This window comes from Kitasatospora sp. NPDC041917 (genome assembly GCF_055589745.1).
On record NZ_JBVJBI010000019.1, the window covers coordinates 115348 to 129786 of the forward strand.

The window sequence follows — 14439 nt, forward strand, 5'->3', positions numbered from 1 at the left end:
TTGCCGGGGCCGGTCTCCGTCCCCGCCCGGGCCCGATCTCTCGGCGGAGGCCGCGAGGGGGCAGGGGCGGGGACGGATCAGCTGTTCAGGTACCGGAGGTACCGATCAGTCGGCTTAGTACCAGACGTACCAAGCGCTGGCCTTCAGGCTCTTCTTGGCGAAGGACGCGTCACGGATGGCGAACAGGATCTTCATCATTGGTTCTCCCTTTCATTACCGGATGGCTGAGTGAACGTAGGGCCACTCTGCAGTTGCCCTACAGGCGTATCCACGCAGCCGGGTCTCCGGCAGGTTCACCTCAGTGGGCGGATCTTTCCGAGAGACTGGGGGATGTGAGGGGTTTGCCAGCGTATCTTCTGATTCTTCTCCTGCGGCGGTGTGACCGCTGTGCCGGGCGCCTTGGCCCCCAGGCAGCGGGCGGTACGGTGTCGGGCCTCCGGATCGGGGCCATGATGCTCTGGCACGACACGTTCATCCGGGACGAGCGGGTCACCCTGCCGGTCGCCGGGCACGAGGCCACGGCGACCACGCCGACCGGGCTGCTGCCGTTCCTCAGGACACGCTGAACCTCAGAAGGAGGCGGGGGCACGGCGCCGCGACCTCGTCCTCAGGGGGAGGGCCCCATGCCGCGAGTGCGGCGGAAACCCCCTGTGGGCCGGATTCCAGATAGCAGATCATGTTCACCGGGTACCGACTGTTGTCGAACATGTAGCGGTCCATCGGTGTCGGCTTCTCGCTTATTCGCAGCCCTCGCTCTTCGGGTGGGCCGATCCGGTGCCAGTCGGGATGCAGATGAATGGAGCCCAGGATCTCGACCCCGTCACGGTCCGCCTGCCGGTGAATACGCAGCAGATCCTGCGAGCTGCACCAGAATCCCCGGCGGGGGTTTCGGTAGGCGCTTCCGAAGCACGGCTCTATGGAGGTCGAGAACTCTTCGAGCGCCATCGGGTCGGTGGCACGGACGTTGGTCGCGAACTGGACCGAGGTGACGGCCGCGACACCGTCGTCGACGGTGCCGAGCAGGAGGGCGAAACAGGAGGGTGGTTCCTGCGGGGTACAGGCCTCGTATTCATCGCGCGCTACCGAGATGAACGACTTGAGGGCGTCGAATCCGATCAGGGCGGTGTGGGGGGTGAGGGTCACGGCGGATTCTCCTCCTTCAGCCGACATGCGCATGGTGGTCCGCCGCGGTGGTCCGTGAAGCGAGATCCAGCGAGTGAACCTCGGCCGGGGAGAGTTCCAGGGTCGCTCCCGGGGTCAGTTCGGCGAGCTGCTCGGGCGTCCTGCTGCTGGCGAGCGGAGCGACGACATGGGGCTGCGCCCTCAGCCAGGCCAGGGCCACCGCGGCGGGGGCGGTGCCGTGCTCGGCGGCGATCGTGTCCAGCGTCCGGAGCACCGTGCGGCCGCGGGGCGTTTCGCCGTACGGTCGTGCCGCGGCGCTGCGGACGCTGGGAACGGCGGGTGCGCCTTCGCGGTACTTGCCCGTCAGGAAGCCCTGCGCCAGGGCGAAGTACGGGACGCAGGAGACGTCCTCGCGCTCGCAGACCGGGGCGATCCCACTCTCGAAGGGCTCGCGTTCCATGAGGTTGTAGGGAGGCTGGACCGCCACGTACGAGGCGAGCCCCGAACGCTTCGAGACCTCAAGGGATTCGGCCAGCCTGGGGCCGCTGATGTTCGAGGCACCGATATGGCGCACCTTCCCTGCCGTGATCAGCGTGTCGAGTGCGGCGAGGGTCTCTTCGAGGGGAGTTTCCGGGTCGTCCGCGTGCGTGTAGTAGAGGTCGATATGATCCGTCCGCAGACGGCGCAGGGATTCCTCCACCGCCTGGTGGACGACCTTCGCCGTGAGCCCGGACAGTCCGTTCAGTCGGCCCACCTTGGTGGCGATGACGAAACGGTCCCGCTGACCGCGCGCGGCCAGCCAGTTGCCGATGATGGACTCGGACTCCCCGCCCGTGTTTCCGGGGGCCCACTGGGAATAGGAGTCGGCGGTGTCGATGAAGTTCCCGCCTGCGGCGGCGTAGGCATCGAGGACGCGGAAGGATGTCCGCTCGTCGACGGTCCATCCGAAGACGCTGCCGCCGAGGCAGAGTGGAAAGACGTCGAGCTCGGAATGTGCGATGGTAACCAATGGACGCTTTCTGGTTCTTACCGGTTTCGGAGGTCGATTCCGGTGCGGAGGGTGGGGCACAGGGGGGCGCGGCTCGGCGCGACTTCCCACGTCGCCCCCAGCTGAGGGGTCGGCTGACGCCCCCGACAGCAATGTCCAATGAATAGCGTGCACTTGATAGTCAGTCAGTGCGGAAACCGATACTACCTTCCGGTCCGACGCCATGCCGAGGCGTCAGCCGGACTCCGTCGTGGTCGGGGTGTGCGCCTGCGCCGTCGTTCTCGCGCTCGAACGGCTCGACGGCGAGGCCGCCCCCGGTGGTTACCGGGCCGACGCGGGTCGCGGCCGGGGCGTGGGTCGCAGGCTGTAGGCGCGGGTGGTCCCTTCGCCCGATCTTCTGCGCAGCCGCCGCTGCGGCGTGCCTCACTCCGGGCGGCAGGCCGTCGGCCAGTTCCAGGAGCTCGTGGCCGGTCCACGGGTTCTGGCCGAGGGGCTGGTCGACAGCAGCGTGCCGTGCTCAGGGGCGGTGCGCGACCCGCCGGGCGTACTGTTCCCGGACTCCGACCCGAAGTAGCCTGGGCACGCTGATCGGGTGTCAGAATCGCACATGCTCTGGGGGAATCATGCGCATCGTCATCACCGTTCGGAGCGATGAGCCGGACGGACGCGCCGTCGGGGCGAACGACATCCACGGGCTGCGGCGCTGGCTTGGCGAGACGCCGGCCCTGCGGGGCAGGGTCGGCCGGGATGTGAGTCCCCCTGAGCCCGGAAGCATGGGCGCGGCCACCGAAGCACTGGTCGCCCTGCTCGAACCCGGGGGTGTGGCCTCGGTCTTCGCCGGAGCGGTGGTCGCCTGGGTGCAGACTCGAAGGGGCAGTCACACCATCACCATCACGCGGCCGGACGGCAGCCGGATAAGCCTCTCCGCCAGCCGTGTGAAGAACCTGACGCCAGAACAGCTCATGGACCTGACGCGCGAGTTGACGGCGGCGCTCGACCCATCGTCCCCGTCCGCGGACTCCGAGGGCGCCGGCACGGGGCCCGCACAGTGACCGTCCGGCCATCCCGGCTGTTCGGACCGGGCGCGCACGCCGTCCTGATCGGCACCGCAGCCCACCGCGCCGGCTCCCTCCTAGGACCGCTGCCCGCCGTGGAGACCACGCTCGACGACGTCGCGGCCGCGCTGCGGGACCTCTGCGGCCTAACCGGCGACCGCATCCACCGAGTCTCGCCGTACGCCTCGTCCTCCGACGTGGTCGCGATGGTCGAACGGCTGGTCGAGCAGGCGGAGGGCGTGGTGCTGCTGTACTACGCCGGCCACGGCATCCTCGGGCCGAAGGAAGACCTGCACCTCGCCACCTGGGCCAGCGAGTCCGACCAGTCGGTCGCTCACGCGGTGCCCTACCGAACCCTCGCCGACCTGCTGGGCAACGCACGCCACGGCAGCATCGTGGTGCTCGACTGCTGCTACTCGGGCAGGGCCGCCGTCCCTGCCGGCAGCCCGGGCGACCCGTTCGTCCACCCCCGGCCACAAGGCAGCGTGCTGCTCAGCGCGGCCTCCCGCATGGCGCTCGCCTACTCGCCGCCCGGCCAGCCGCACACGCTCTTCAGCGGACGGCTGCTCGGCCTGCTGACCGAGGGGGACCCGACGGGCCCTCCCGACCTGACCCTCGACAGCATCTACCAAGCGCTCAGCGGTATGCCCTGGGAAGGCGACGCCCGCCCGCGTCTACAGAGCGACGGCCCGATGGGCGCCGCGGTACTGACCCGCAACCGCGCCTACCCGGAACGGCCCGAATGGAACCCGCTGCCACCCGCCCCCGGCCCATGCCCGTACCCGGGCATGGGAGCGTTCAAGGCGGCGGAGGCCGGGTACTTCTTCGGCCGTGAGCAGTTCACCGAGCGGCTGATCGAGGCGGTCTGCTCCCCAGGGCGCCGAGGTCCGCTCCTCCTCGTCGGGGCCTCCGGCGCCGGTAAGTCGTCGCTGCTGAGGGCGGGCCTGCTCGCCGGGCTGGCGGACCGCAGGGCGCTGCGCCCCGGGGAGGTGCCCTGGCCGGTCATGCTGCTCGCGGCTCCCGGGGCGCGTCCGCTGGACCTGCTCGCCGGGCGTTGGGCGCAGGCCACCGGCCGGGCTCCCGACGACGTCCTGCGGATGCTCTCGGAAGGGGTCTTCCCCACCGCACGCCCTGGGTACTACGCGCCCCGACTGCTGGTGGTCGACCAGTTCGAGGAGGTGTTCACCCGCTGCGAGGACCAGGCCGAACGCGAGCGGTTCATCGAGCTGCTCGCCGGCCCCGGCGGCTCACCGGACGGATCAGGCCGGCCGCTGGTAGTCCTGGCCCTGCAGGCCGACCACTACGGTGCGGTCTCGCACCCGGCCCTGTACCCGGCGGCGGAGCACGGAGTCCTCAACCTGCCGCCGTTGGGCCCCGCGGAGCTGCGCGCCGCGATCGAGGGCCCGGCCCGGGAGGCGGGCCTGACGCTGGAGGACGGGCTCACCGACCGGCTGCTGCACGATCTGCGGCACGGCCGTGACGACGAGCAGGTCCCGCCGCTCGGTGAGGCCCTGCCGTTCCTGGCACACGCCCTGCACAACACCTGGGTGAACCGCAGTGGTCACGTGCTGACCCTCTGGGGCTACCAGCGCACCGGCGGGATCTGGCAGTCGGTCCGGCTCACCGCCCAGCAGTTGCACGACGCCCTGGATGAGCCGCACCGGGCGGTGCTGCGCGAACTGCTGCTGCGTATGGTCAGCATCGGCCCCGACGGCGAGGCGGTCCGCCGCCGGATCGACCCGGTGGATCTGCTCGACGGGCGGCCCGGCGCCGAGCAGCAGATGATCAGCGAGGTTTTGGACCAGCTGACCAGGGCCCGGCTGGTCGTCCGAAACCAGGACGGCGCGGAGCTCGCCCACGAGGCCCTGCTCAGGGCCTGGAAGCTGCTCGGGTCGTGGCTGCGCGACTTCAAGGCGGAGCTGCTCGCCCACCAGCGGCTCGCCGAGCTCGCCGAGCGCTGGTCGGAGCACGACCGCAAGCCCGACTACCTGGTCAAGGGTGACCAGCTTGCCCAGGTGCGTCCCCTGTCGGACTCTGCCCGGCCCGGGGCGGGAATTGCCCTCACCGCCCTCGAACGGGACTTCCTGGAGGCCTGCGTCGAGGCCGAGCGACGCAGACGCCGGCGCGGTATCGCCCTCAGCGTCGGCGCGATCGGCCTGGTGATGGCCGTGCTGGCGGCCCTCGTGATCGCGTGGTTCCAGCGCGATCTCGCCGACACCCGTGCCTCCGAGGTCCGCTCGAAGCAGATCGCCGCCGTGGCGGACGCCCTGCGGTCCGCCGACCCGGCGGCCGCGATGGAGCTGAGCCTGGCCGCGTTCCGGACGTCGCCGACCGTGGAGGCCAGGTCGGCCCTGCTGCGATCGGCGCTCACACCGGCGCCCGTACGGTTGGAGGGACACACCAAGGCGGTCCTCAACCTCGTTTTCGACAAGGACAGCCGGACGCTCGCCAGCTCCTCGGCGGACCGCACCGTGCGGACGTGGAACGTCGAGGATCCGGTCCATCCGCGGGTCAGGGAGGTCCTCCAGGTCGATGGCACGGCCGTGATCGGCTGGCGTCCGGACGGTCGCTACCTGTTCGCCCAGGCGGCCCGGCAGCTTTACGTCTGGGACATGGCGGACCCGAACCACGCACGGGAGGTGGCCAGGGCGGTGCCCGCCGAATCGGGCATGGCCTACGGATCGGCCGTCAGCCCGGACGGCCGGACCTTCGCGGTCGCCACCGACCAGGGGCTGGTGCTCTGGGACCTCACCGACCCGAGCCGGCCGCGCGCCGAACGCGCCGCGGGCCCCGATGGGGCCGAATCCCTGAACTGCGTCGCCTTCCACCCGGACGGGCGCACGCTGGCCGTGGGCATGAGGGGAGGGAACGTCCGGCTCTGGAACCTCACGGAACAGCGGACGGCCACCCCCGCGACGCTGATCGAGGACACGTTCGCGATGTCCGTCGCGATCAGCCCGGACGGGCGGACCCTGGCGGGCGGCAGCATCGACACCGGCGTGAAGGCCTGGGACATCACGGACCGGGACCACCCGAGGAACACCTTGAGCCCGTTCGAACTGAAGCAGACTCTTCCTTCGCTGTCCTTCCGGGGTGACAGCAGGTACCTGGCCGCCGCGGGATGGGACGGCCGCGTTCGGCTGTTCGCCGTCCAGCGGGACGGTGACCTCTCTTCCGCCCATGAGCTGCCCTCGGAGGACGTACGCCCGCTCGGGCCCCGCCCGGACCTCGCCACCCTGAAGCCCGGTGACCGGGACAAGGTGCCCCTGCCGCCCTTCGCGGTGCAGTCGGTCGCCTACCGGGCAGACAACCGGGGCCTGGCGGTGGGCAGGTACGACGGCGGCATCCGTCTGTGGAACCCGTTGCCGAGTTCCGCCCCCGACTTCGCCTCGGCCGAGGGTGAGGTCGCCGGTTCGATCCTGTCCTCGGAGGGCCGGTACTACGTGGGCACGAGCGCCGGCGCCGGGGCGGCGCGCATCTGGCAGGTCGGCCGCACCGGGGGCGATTCCGTGGCGACCGCTCCCGCACTGGTCACCGCCCTGCCCGAACCATGGGTGAGGGCGCGGTTCCTGCCCGGACGGGAAGCACTGATCAGCCAGGACCGGGACGGGAAGAAGCTGAAGCTCTGGGACTTCACAGGCGGAAAGCTCCGGCCCGGCCAGGAGTTCGACAGCACGGCCGACGACGGGGCCTCGCCGGGCTTCTCGTTCGGCCCCGGCAGCCGGCTGCTCGCGTTGCACCGGCCGGAGTCGGGGGACGTCGGCCTCTGGGACATCGAGCGACTCGACCAGGCGCAGCAGGTGGGCACGATCCGCGGGGCCGGAGACCAGATCACGCTCGCGTTCACCGGACCGCACTCAGTGGCGCTGCTGCGGCCGCAGGAAGCGCAGTTCTGGGATGTGACGGATCCACGGCAACCACGCCGCACCGCCCAGGTGGCCGAGCCCCCGCAGTCGTTGTACAACACCGACGGCGGGTGGCTGCTCGTCACCGCGCCGCTGCTGGACCCCCGCCCGGGCAGGATCACGATCGGCGAGAAGACGGTCCGAGTCTGGTCCTCCTCGGACGGTGGCGACGGCGCTCGGGTGCTCGGCACCACGGCCGGGGAAGGCCAGACGAACGCTCTGCTCTCGGACCGGCTGCTGGCGATGGCGAGCGAGAAGGGGCGGCCGGCTCTGCTGGAGCTGCCGGAACTCCGCCCGGTGGCGCTCCAGGGCGGCCTCGTGGGCGTCTCGGGCTTCGTGGCGGACCGCGAGCACAAGCAACTGGTCGGCTGGAAGTCCAAGGGCGGCGGCTCACTGACGGTCTGGCGCATGCCGTCCGGGGACGGGCAGGCCAGCGCGGAGGGTGCCGAACTCCTCGCATCCACCGAGGGGCTCCGGCAGATCGCCGGTCTCGACCTGGGGTCCCTGTCCGTCCTGGGCTTCACCCCCGAGGACGGCGCCGCGCTGCTGGCCTTCGACTCCGATGTTCTCAAGGCGCTCGACGTGGCGGTGCTGATCGTGCCCATGGACCTCGGGAAGGAGCTGCCGGCCATGCTCTGCCGGTCGCTGCCGGACAGGATGACCGAGGCCCGGTGGAAGGATCTCCTCCCCGGTGTGGCGCGCACCGACCCGTGCTCCTGAGAGGGCGTACACGTCGGTGCGGTCGACAAAGCCGTCAAGTGCTTCCATGGTGGCCCTGGGACCAGATGCTCAGGGCCGGCTACCGCGTCGGGCCGCTTGAGGACGTGGTCGGACTGCGCCCTGCCCCTCTACCGTGGGCGCCCATCCCGTTGCGAGGCCGGAAGACGATGCCCTGACCGAATCTACGCTCAAAGCTGAGGCGTTCCATCGGGCCGGCGTGCAACGACGACCTCGAGGACCTGATCGAGGGCCTGTGGGCAGTGGATGTCGTCGGACCCGGACAGTTCGGCGGGCCGCCGCTTCACAATGTGGGCGTCATGATCAATGCGTGTGCCTTCAAATCGGCGTGCGGTGACGGCAACAAGGCGGTCCATGACGAGCCCGACGGCCTGACATACGGCTTCCGGAGCGTGGGGGAGGAGACCGGGGCGCCGATGCCCAACCAGATGTCCATCGACCTCGGAGCCGGCTGGAGCCTGGGGTGTGCCACAGCTTCCCGGCCGACACTGAGGTGGTGATGGCCGACGGATCCCGGAAGAGGATCTCCGAGGTTCGGCCGGGTGACGAGGTGAGGCCAGGAGACGGGGGCGGCACGGCGGGGATGTCGGCGCCGGTGACCGACGTGATCACCACCGGAAGCGACAAGGCGTTCGTCCGGATCGTTGTCTTTGACGGTGATCGCACCGAGGACCTGACCTCGACCGGGAACCACCCGTTCTGGAGCGCTTCGCAGGACCGTTGGGTGGAGGCGGCCGATCTCGCGCCCGGGACGAGCTTGCGCACCACGGACGGCAGGACTGTCGTGGTGACAGGGGTGACTCCCTTCAACGATCACGAGCGGACGTACGACCTGAGTGTCGAGCAGACCCACGCGTACTTCGTGGTGGTAGGCGACGTCGCGGTCCTCGTCCACAACTGTGGGGGCGGTCGACCTGGGCAGAACCTGCCCTGTACCTGCTCGATGGACGACGTCTTCGTCCGCCGTGGCACGAGCTGGGAGAGCACAGGTCGTCTGGAGCGCATGGCCAGCGAGGCGGAGGCGACTGGCCGCCTGCCCTACGGGGTTTCGGTGACCGTGCCGGAGTCCAGCGCGGCCCTGTCGAACAATCCCGCGGACGCCTCGACGGCCGCAAAGGGAGCGATCGTGGCACACTTCGAACTGCGCTACACACCGACAAGGGCCGACACATGCGCCACACCGTCGTTCTCCCGAAACCTGTTCAGGCAGAGGCTCAGGGCGCGTTCAACTGGGCGTTCGGAAGGAAGAAGCGATGACCTCGGACCAAGGCCCCATCATGAAGGCGGTCGCGATCTTCGACTGGCAGGACGGTCCTCGGGAAGGCTTCGCTCGCCTGGACACTGGACATGGGGCGTGGTGGTACTTCCGGACGCTGGCCACTCGATTCGATCCGGACGATGTCGACCAGTGCCTCTACGCCTTCTCGGAGGTCCCGGCGGACGACGCGCTTGCCCTGGAGGACGAGTTCGGAGCGGCGGAAGGTCTGCCAATCATCTGGCCGGGAGATCCTGGCGAAGTCTCGACCCGTGCCACCGAGATTGTTGAACGGGTCGCCGCCGATGCGCGACGCCCGTCCCTCGTCGGGCGAGTAGTGGGTTCCACCGGGCGCTGCGAGCTGTGGCAGGTCTACACGTCGTTCGGCTTCCCAGCTGAGCCGTCCTAAGGGCTTGCAGATAATTAACACGCTGATTTTGTGGCGGAGTTGGGCTAACGTCCTTGTGTGACGACGCGGGCGTGGATGGCGGCCAGGGCGGTGGGCGGGGATGGTGCGGGCGGGATCTCGGCCCCGTGCCGGTCGAGTAGCTGCCTGATCTTGTGGAAGGTGCGGTGCACCGCGCTCCGGCTGCTGCCGAACAGCACGGCGAGGGGTTCTGCGGGCAGGCCGAGCCGCAGGTGGAGGGCGGTAGCCAGGACCTGCTCGGGAAAGGGCAGCCGGGGCGGGCGGCCCATCCCGGCGCCGGGTTGTGCTTCGTGCAGAGCGGCCAGGCTGGCGGTGAGGACGTCCAGGTCGTGCTGGGACATGCCGGTCAGGGTGGGATCGGACAGCGTGGCCTGGTCCCAGGCGACGCCGGGAACATGCTCCTTGGCAGGGGACACGCCCACCAGCGCAGGGTGGAGGACGTAGTTCCAGTCGCCGTGGAAGGCGTGCCGAGTAAGCGGCAGCGCGGCCATGTCCGCGTCGCCGATCTTGACGCCGGTCGGGTAGCTGCCGGTGTCGAGTTCGGCGTGGACGCGCAGTCCGCTGCGGCTGGTGGTGGCGGCGATGGTCTGCACGATGACCTCGCGGCTGGTCAGTGGGCGGCCTCGCCAGTCCATGGTGATGTGGGAGAACAACCTGTGCTCGATCTTGTTCCACTACGAGGTGCCCGGCGGCAGGTGGCACACGGTGATGGTCAGCCCGGTTTCGGCGGCCAAGGCGGCGAGCTCGATCTTCCAGGCCCGGGTGCGGTGGCCGTTGGAGCCCCCGGCGTCCGCGGTGATCAGCAAGCGGGTGGCCTGCGGGCAGGTGTCCTTGCCCTGGCCGTGCCACCATCGGCGGATCGGGGCCACCGCGAAGGCGGCGGTGTCGTGGTCGCAGCCGACGTTGACCCAGCCGGCGTTCGCCGCGAGGTCGTAGATCCCGTACGGGACGGCCTTGCCCAGCTCGGGATCGGCGAAGTCGTGGACGCTGACCCGCACCGGCTCGCCGGCGGGCTGCCACTCGCGGCCGCTGTTCTTGAACTCGCCGACCAGTTCCTTCTTCTTGGTGTCCACACTGATCACCGGTTGGCCCGCGTCCCGGTGCTCGCGGACCTGTTCGTTGAGGTGGCGGAACTGCGCGTCGCGGTCTGGGTGTTGGGTGCCTTCAAGGGTCTTGGTGTTGGCCTGGAGACTGAAGCCTTCCTCGCGGAGCAGGTCGGCGACCGTGTCGACCGAGATCCGGTGGCCCTGTCTGGTCAGCTCCGAGGTCAGGCGGCGGGTGGACTTCGTCGTCCACCGCAACGGCGACATCGGATCACCGCGTACATCGGGCTCGACCAACGCCAGCAGCACCGACCGCAGCCCGGAGTCGAGTTCGACCAGTCGCTTGCGCCCTCCGCCCGGCCGGCGCACCCGCCCCAACGGGGCCTGGCCCGACTCCAGCTCGGTCACGCCCTTGGACACGGTCGCCTCGCTGACGCCCGCCGCGCGGGCGACGGCCCGGATCCCGCCGTGTCCCAGCGCCCGGGCCTCGGCTCCTATCGTCAGACGGCGCTGCTGCTCGTCCAGATGCGGCAGCAATGCACAAACTTGGATGCGAGTTGAGACCTCGCCCTCTCCAATACGCCCATACCAGACCAACGAGCCGCAAAGCGGGAAGCAACACGTTGTTCCTCCGCAAGCCCTAAGGGATGTCCCGTAACTTTCCTCACGGGCCTGGGGGCTGTTTGCAGAGGGTCGTAACTGGGTGCGGCGGGACAGTCGTGCCTGGCATCATGGCTCCCGTGAGCATGTGTCGAAAGGCCGATGCCGCGTAGACGGCCACGCGCGCTGCGCGCTGAACGACCGGTCTCCCGCGTCTGGGGGCCAGTCCCGCCCTTCCGAATTCACGGACTCTCGCCTGGGGCGAGCCTGGCCGTGCACCGGGTCGAGCACCTGAACCCCAGCTTCTACATCTACCCGGGCTGCACCGACCGGGCACTGCGGCGCTACCGCGAGTTCCTGCACCCACCGGGCAGAAGCCCGCTGTACCCGCAGGAGGCGGTGTGCTCCTGCTCCGGGTGCTCCTTCGGCGACGTCAGGCATGCACGCGATGTGCTGGAGGAAGTCCTGGAGAGGCTGCCAGAACGGGCTCGTGTCGAGCTCGGCCGACTTGTGAAGCCTCTGGATGCGGTGTTCTTGCGCCGCACTCTGCCGGACCCCTTCGCGCACCGGCGCCAGTGGCGCACGCAGTTCTGGTGGTACCGGCGCTTGGCCGACAGGTCGCCGTGGGGGTGACAGAACCCACGGTGGACCTGCACCAAGGTGGGATGATCACGGCCGTGGCTGGTGTGATCACGGCGTCGGGGCCGTCTTGGACAGCCCCGTTCACTCACGCCCGCGGCGCGGCAACAGCGGTGAAGTTGATCGGCTTCCCGGTCTTGACGAGGCCCGAGAGCGCAGCGCGGGACCGCTCTTCCGCTGCCTCGCTGCGGGATCGGGTTGCCTTCTGGAGGTGATCCGGCAATCCGGTCATGGAGGACTCCTCACGCTCGATATCGGTGGGGTCGGGACGGTCGGTGGTGCCGGCACCCCGCAATGAGGTACGGATAACACCTGGTGCCGCTCTCCGAGGCCTGGGCCTCCGGCGCCTGGGCCTGGACCACCGCGCAGCGCCAGGCCTTCGCCAACGACGTCACCCGCCCCCAGCTGCTGCTGGTCTCCGCAAGCAGCAACCGCTCGGAAGCCGACAAGGACCCTGCGGACTGGATGCCCCCGGCAACGGGCTTTGCTTGCACGTACGTCAGCGACTGGGTCGTCGTGAAGACCCGCTAGGACTTGAGCATTGATCAACGCGAGGCTGAAGCCTTGCACCGGCTCGCTGCTGGCTGCGAGGACACCGAGCTCCAGGTCGTACTCGCCCGATGAGCCGGCAGGCGCCCGAGGCGATAGCCGATCAGCCGCAGCTGACCTCGGATCCGAGCGACCGACCTTCCTCTCCATGGTGAACTGCCTCGCGGTTGCGCTCGGCGGCCTACTTGCCGAGAGCCACTCGCCAGTGAGTGAGACCAAGATCTCCGGTGGGTAGAACCAGGGCCCTACCCACCGGAGCCTTGCTTGACGTTGTGGTGATCAGAGGCTGCTGGTGATCATGGTTCCGGTGTGGTTGCCGGGGATGGCGGTGAGGTCGAGGTTCTCGGGGGCGGCCCAGGTGCCGTCGTTGTGGCGGGCGGTGAGCAGGACCTTGTTGTCCGTGGTGGCGATGGCGAACACGGCGTCGGTGTCGACGGGTGCGGCGCTGATGCTGGTGCCCGTGACGTTCCCGATGACGCCGCCGAGGGAGGCGACGGGCTGCCAGCTGCCGTTGGCCCAACGCAGGGTGTGGTACTGGCCGTCACTGGCGATGAACGCGAGGTTGAGATCGAGATTCTGGCGGGAGATGGCGACGGCGGTCACGGGCGCGGTAGCACCGGCAGCGTCGGCGACCGACCCCCAAGCGCCCCAGTTCCCGCCGGCGTTGCGCAGGGTGTGGTAGATCTTCCCGCCCGACACGGCGGCAATGTGAAGGTCACCGCCGGCGGCCCCGGCGGCGGAGATGGACGTGATGCCCTTCAACGGGCCCGCGACATCGGTGACCACACCGAAGGCACCCCACTGGCCAGCTCCGTTACGAACGGTATGGAAGAGGAAGTCGTCGGCGACGACGGCCACGTGCAGGTTGTCGCCGATGGGAGAGATGGAGACCTGGGTGATGTTGCCGAGATCGTTGAGCGCGATGTTGAGGTCGACGAAGCGCTGCGCCCAGCTGCCGTCCAGGTTGCGGATGGCGTAGTGCAGGTGCCCGTCACCGCCCAGGGCGATGATGTGCGTGGAGGTGTTGATGCCGGCGGTGGCGACGGCCCGCACCCCGCCGATGTTGCCGGCCGCGGCCTGGACGTCCTCGTAGGGGGTCCAGGAACCGTCGTAGAGACGGGACGCGAAGTAGAGGTTGTTGTCGCTGCGGACCAGGGCCTGGGTCTTCCAGCCCAGGGCCTTCGCACGGGTCTGCTGCACCCAGCCGGCGATGTCGTCGACGCGGGTGTTGTAGGCGCCGGTGCGGGTCTCGGTGGCGGGCACGCCCAGGCAGCCGCCCTGCCAGGAGCGGGAGGCCACGGCGACCAGCTCGGCCTTGCCGCCCGTCTCACGGATCACGGGGGCACCGGTGTCGCCCTTGCAGATCGCCGCACCGCCGGTGCCGGTCGTGCCGAGGCCGGCGGCGGCCACGGTGTCGAGCGAGAAAACGCCGGTGTGGAGCTTGAGCGGTACCCACTCGTCCTTGGTCCGGCCGTAACCGGGTACGCGCAGCGTCTGCCCGGCGGTCGGCGCGGCGGTGGCGACCGCCAGCGGGGCGATGCCGTCGACGGGCGTGGCCAGGCGGGCCATGACGAGGTCACGGCCGGCGTACGGCACCAGCTCGGACACCTCGGCGGTCCTGCCGCCGGTGGTGGTCAGGTCGGTGCGGCCGACGGTGGCGACGGTCTTCCACTTCGGCGCGCCGGCCGCCAGGGCCTGCGGCTGCGCCGGGTCGTCGGCGAAGCAGGAGGCGGCGGTGAGCACCCAGTTGCGGTCGACAAGCGTGCCGGTGCAGGCACGCAGGTTGTCGCCGATCACCAGACGTGCGGTGAAAGCGTAGGAGCCGTTGGCGGCGGCGTCGCCGGGGACAGCGCTGGCCGGGGTGCCGGTGGCCAGAGCGCCGGCAGTCGCGGCCGCGACCACTATGCCGGTCCGCCAGGAGCGGGAGGGGTTCTTGTGGGACATGGGGATGGTCCTTCGGGTAAGTGCGTGGGAGCCTGCGGGGCGACCGGCTTCGCGCTGACGGCCTCGCAGAGAACGGGTACGGGTCGACTCGCTCAGTGCTGGCGGCGGCGGTGCTCTGGACGGCGCTGCCGGTGACGGGGGAGAAGGTGGTCCAGCTGCCGTCGGCCGTCTTGT

10 protein-coding genes and 2 pseudogenes are annotated in these 14439 nt (G+C 69.9%); 6 read left to right on the plus strand and 6 right to left on the minus strand.

The genetic code is table 11. The features are described 5' to 3' along the window. Positions 1 to 114 precede the first annotated feature (114 nt). The 3 genes from ACZ6EM_RS23470 to ACZ6EM_RS23480 all read right to left on the minus strand — a co-directional run bounded on the left by ACZ6EM_RS23470 (position 115) and on the right by ACZ6EM_RS23480 (position 2131). Complete coding sequence (locus tag ACZ6EM_RS23470; RefSeq protein WP_401044834.1) at positions 115 to 198, minus strand: tryptorubin family RiPP precursor; 84 nt, start codon at positions 196 to 198, stop codon at positions 115 to 117. Between the two features lie 354 nt (positions 199 to 552). Continuing rightward, positions 553 to 1143 (minus strand): MPN domain-containing protein, encoded by a 591-nt coding sequence (locus tag ACZ6EM_RS23475; RefSeq protein ID WP_465773154.1) that lies wholly within the window; start codon positions 1141 to 1143, stop codon positions 553 to 555. 16 nt (positions 1144 to 1159) lie between these two features. Continuing rightward, complete coding sequence (locus ACZ6EM_RS23480) at positions 1160 to 2131, minus strand: aldo/keto reductase (RefSeq protein ID WP_452179566.1); 972 nt, start codon at positions 2129 to 2131, stop codon at positions 1160 to 1162. 202 nt (positions 2132 to 2333) lie between these two features. Here ACZ6EM_RS23480 and ACZ6EM_RS23485 point away from each other — a divergent pair, with 202 nt between their 5' ends. From ACZ6EM_RS23485 to ACZ6EM_RS23505, 5 genes and pseudogenes are all read left to right on the plus strand, one after another. Beyond that, positions 2334 to 2480 (plus strand): hypothetical protein, encoded by a 147-nt coding sequence (locus tag ACZ6EM_RS23485; protein WP_465773155.1) that lies wholly within the window; start codon positions 2334 to 2336, stop codon positions 2478 to 2480. A 253-nt stretch (positions 2481 to 2733) separates the two neighbouring features. Next, positions 2734 to 3162, plus strand: coding sequence for an effector-associated constant component EACC1 (locus ACZ6EM_RS23490; protein WP_465773156.1), 429 nt, complete (start codon positions 2734 to 2736; stop codon positions 3160 to 3162). Continuing rightward, on the plus strand, positions 3159 to 7790 hold the full coding sequence (locus ACZ6EM_RS23495; RefSeq protein WP_465773157.1) for a caspase, EACC1-associated type: 4632 nt from the start codon (positions 3159 to 3161) through the stop codon (positions 7788 to 7790). Before ACZ6EM_RS23490 ends, ACZ6EM_RS23495 begins: the two co-directional genes overlap by 4 nt. A 517-nt stretch (positions 7791 to 8307) precedes the next feature. Then, positions 8308 to 8703 (plus strand): annotated as a pseudogene (locus ACZ6EM_RS23500) (Hint domain-containing protein); the annotation flags it as partial. Positions 8704 to 9061: 358 nt separating this feature from the next. Next, positions 9062 to 9472, plus strand: coding sequence for a hypothetical protein (locus tag ACZ6EM_RS23505; RefSeq protein WP_465773180.1), 411 nt, complete (start codon positions 9062 to 9064; stop codon positions 9470 to 9472). Positions 9473 to 9516: 44 nt separating this feature from the next. On the opposite strand, the pseudogene ACZ6EM_RS23510 reads toward ACZ6EM_RS23505, so the two are convergent. Both ACZ6EM_RS23510 and ACZ6EM_RS23515 read right to left on the minus strand, forming a co-directional pair. Then, positions 9517 to 11120, minus strand: a pseudogene (locus ACZ6EM_RS23510) (ISAzo13 family transposase). A 740-nt stretch (positions 11121 to 11860) separates the two neighbouring features. Next, positions 11861 to 12004 (minus strand): hypothetical protein, encoded by a 144-nt coding sequence (locus ACZ6EM_RS23515; protein ID WP_465773158.1) that lies wholly within the window; start codon positions 12002 to 12004, stop codon positions 11861 to 11863. Positions 12005 to 12087: 83 nt separating this feature from the next. Between ACZ6EM_RS23515 and ACZ6EM_RS23520 the strand changes: the two genes are divergently transcribed. After that, complete coding sequence (locus ACZ6EM_RS23520; protein WP_465773159.1) at positions 12088 to 12303, plus strand: GmrSD restriction endonuclease domain-containing protein; 216 nt, start codon at positions 12088 to 12090, stop codon at positions 12301 to 12303. A 297-nt stretch (positions 12304 to 12600) separates the two neighbouring features. On the opposite strand, the gene ACZ6EM_RS23525 is transcribed toward ACZ6EM_RS23520, so the two are convergent. Continuing rightward, on the minus strand, positions 12601 to 14265 hold the full coding sequence (locus ACZ6EM_RS23525) for a trypsin-like serine protease (RefSeq protein ID WP_465773160.1): 1665 nt from the start codon (positions 14263 to 14265) through the stop codon (positions 12601 to 12603). Between the last annotated feature and the right edge of the window lie 174 nt (positions 14266 to 14439).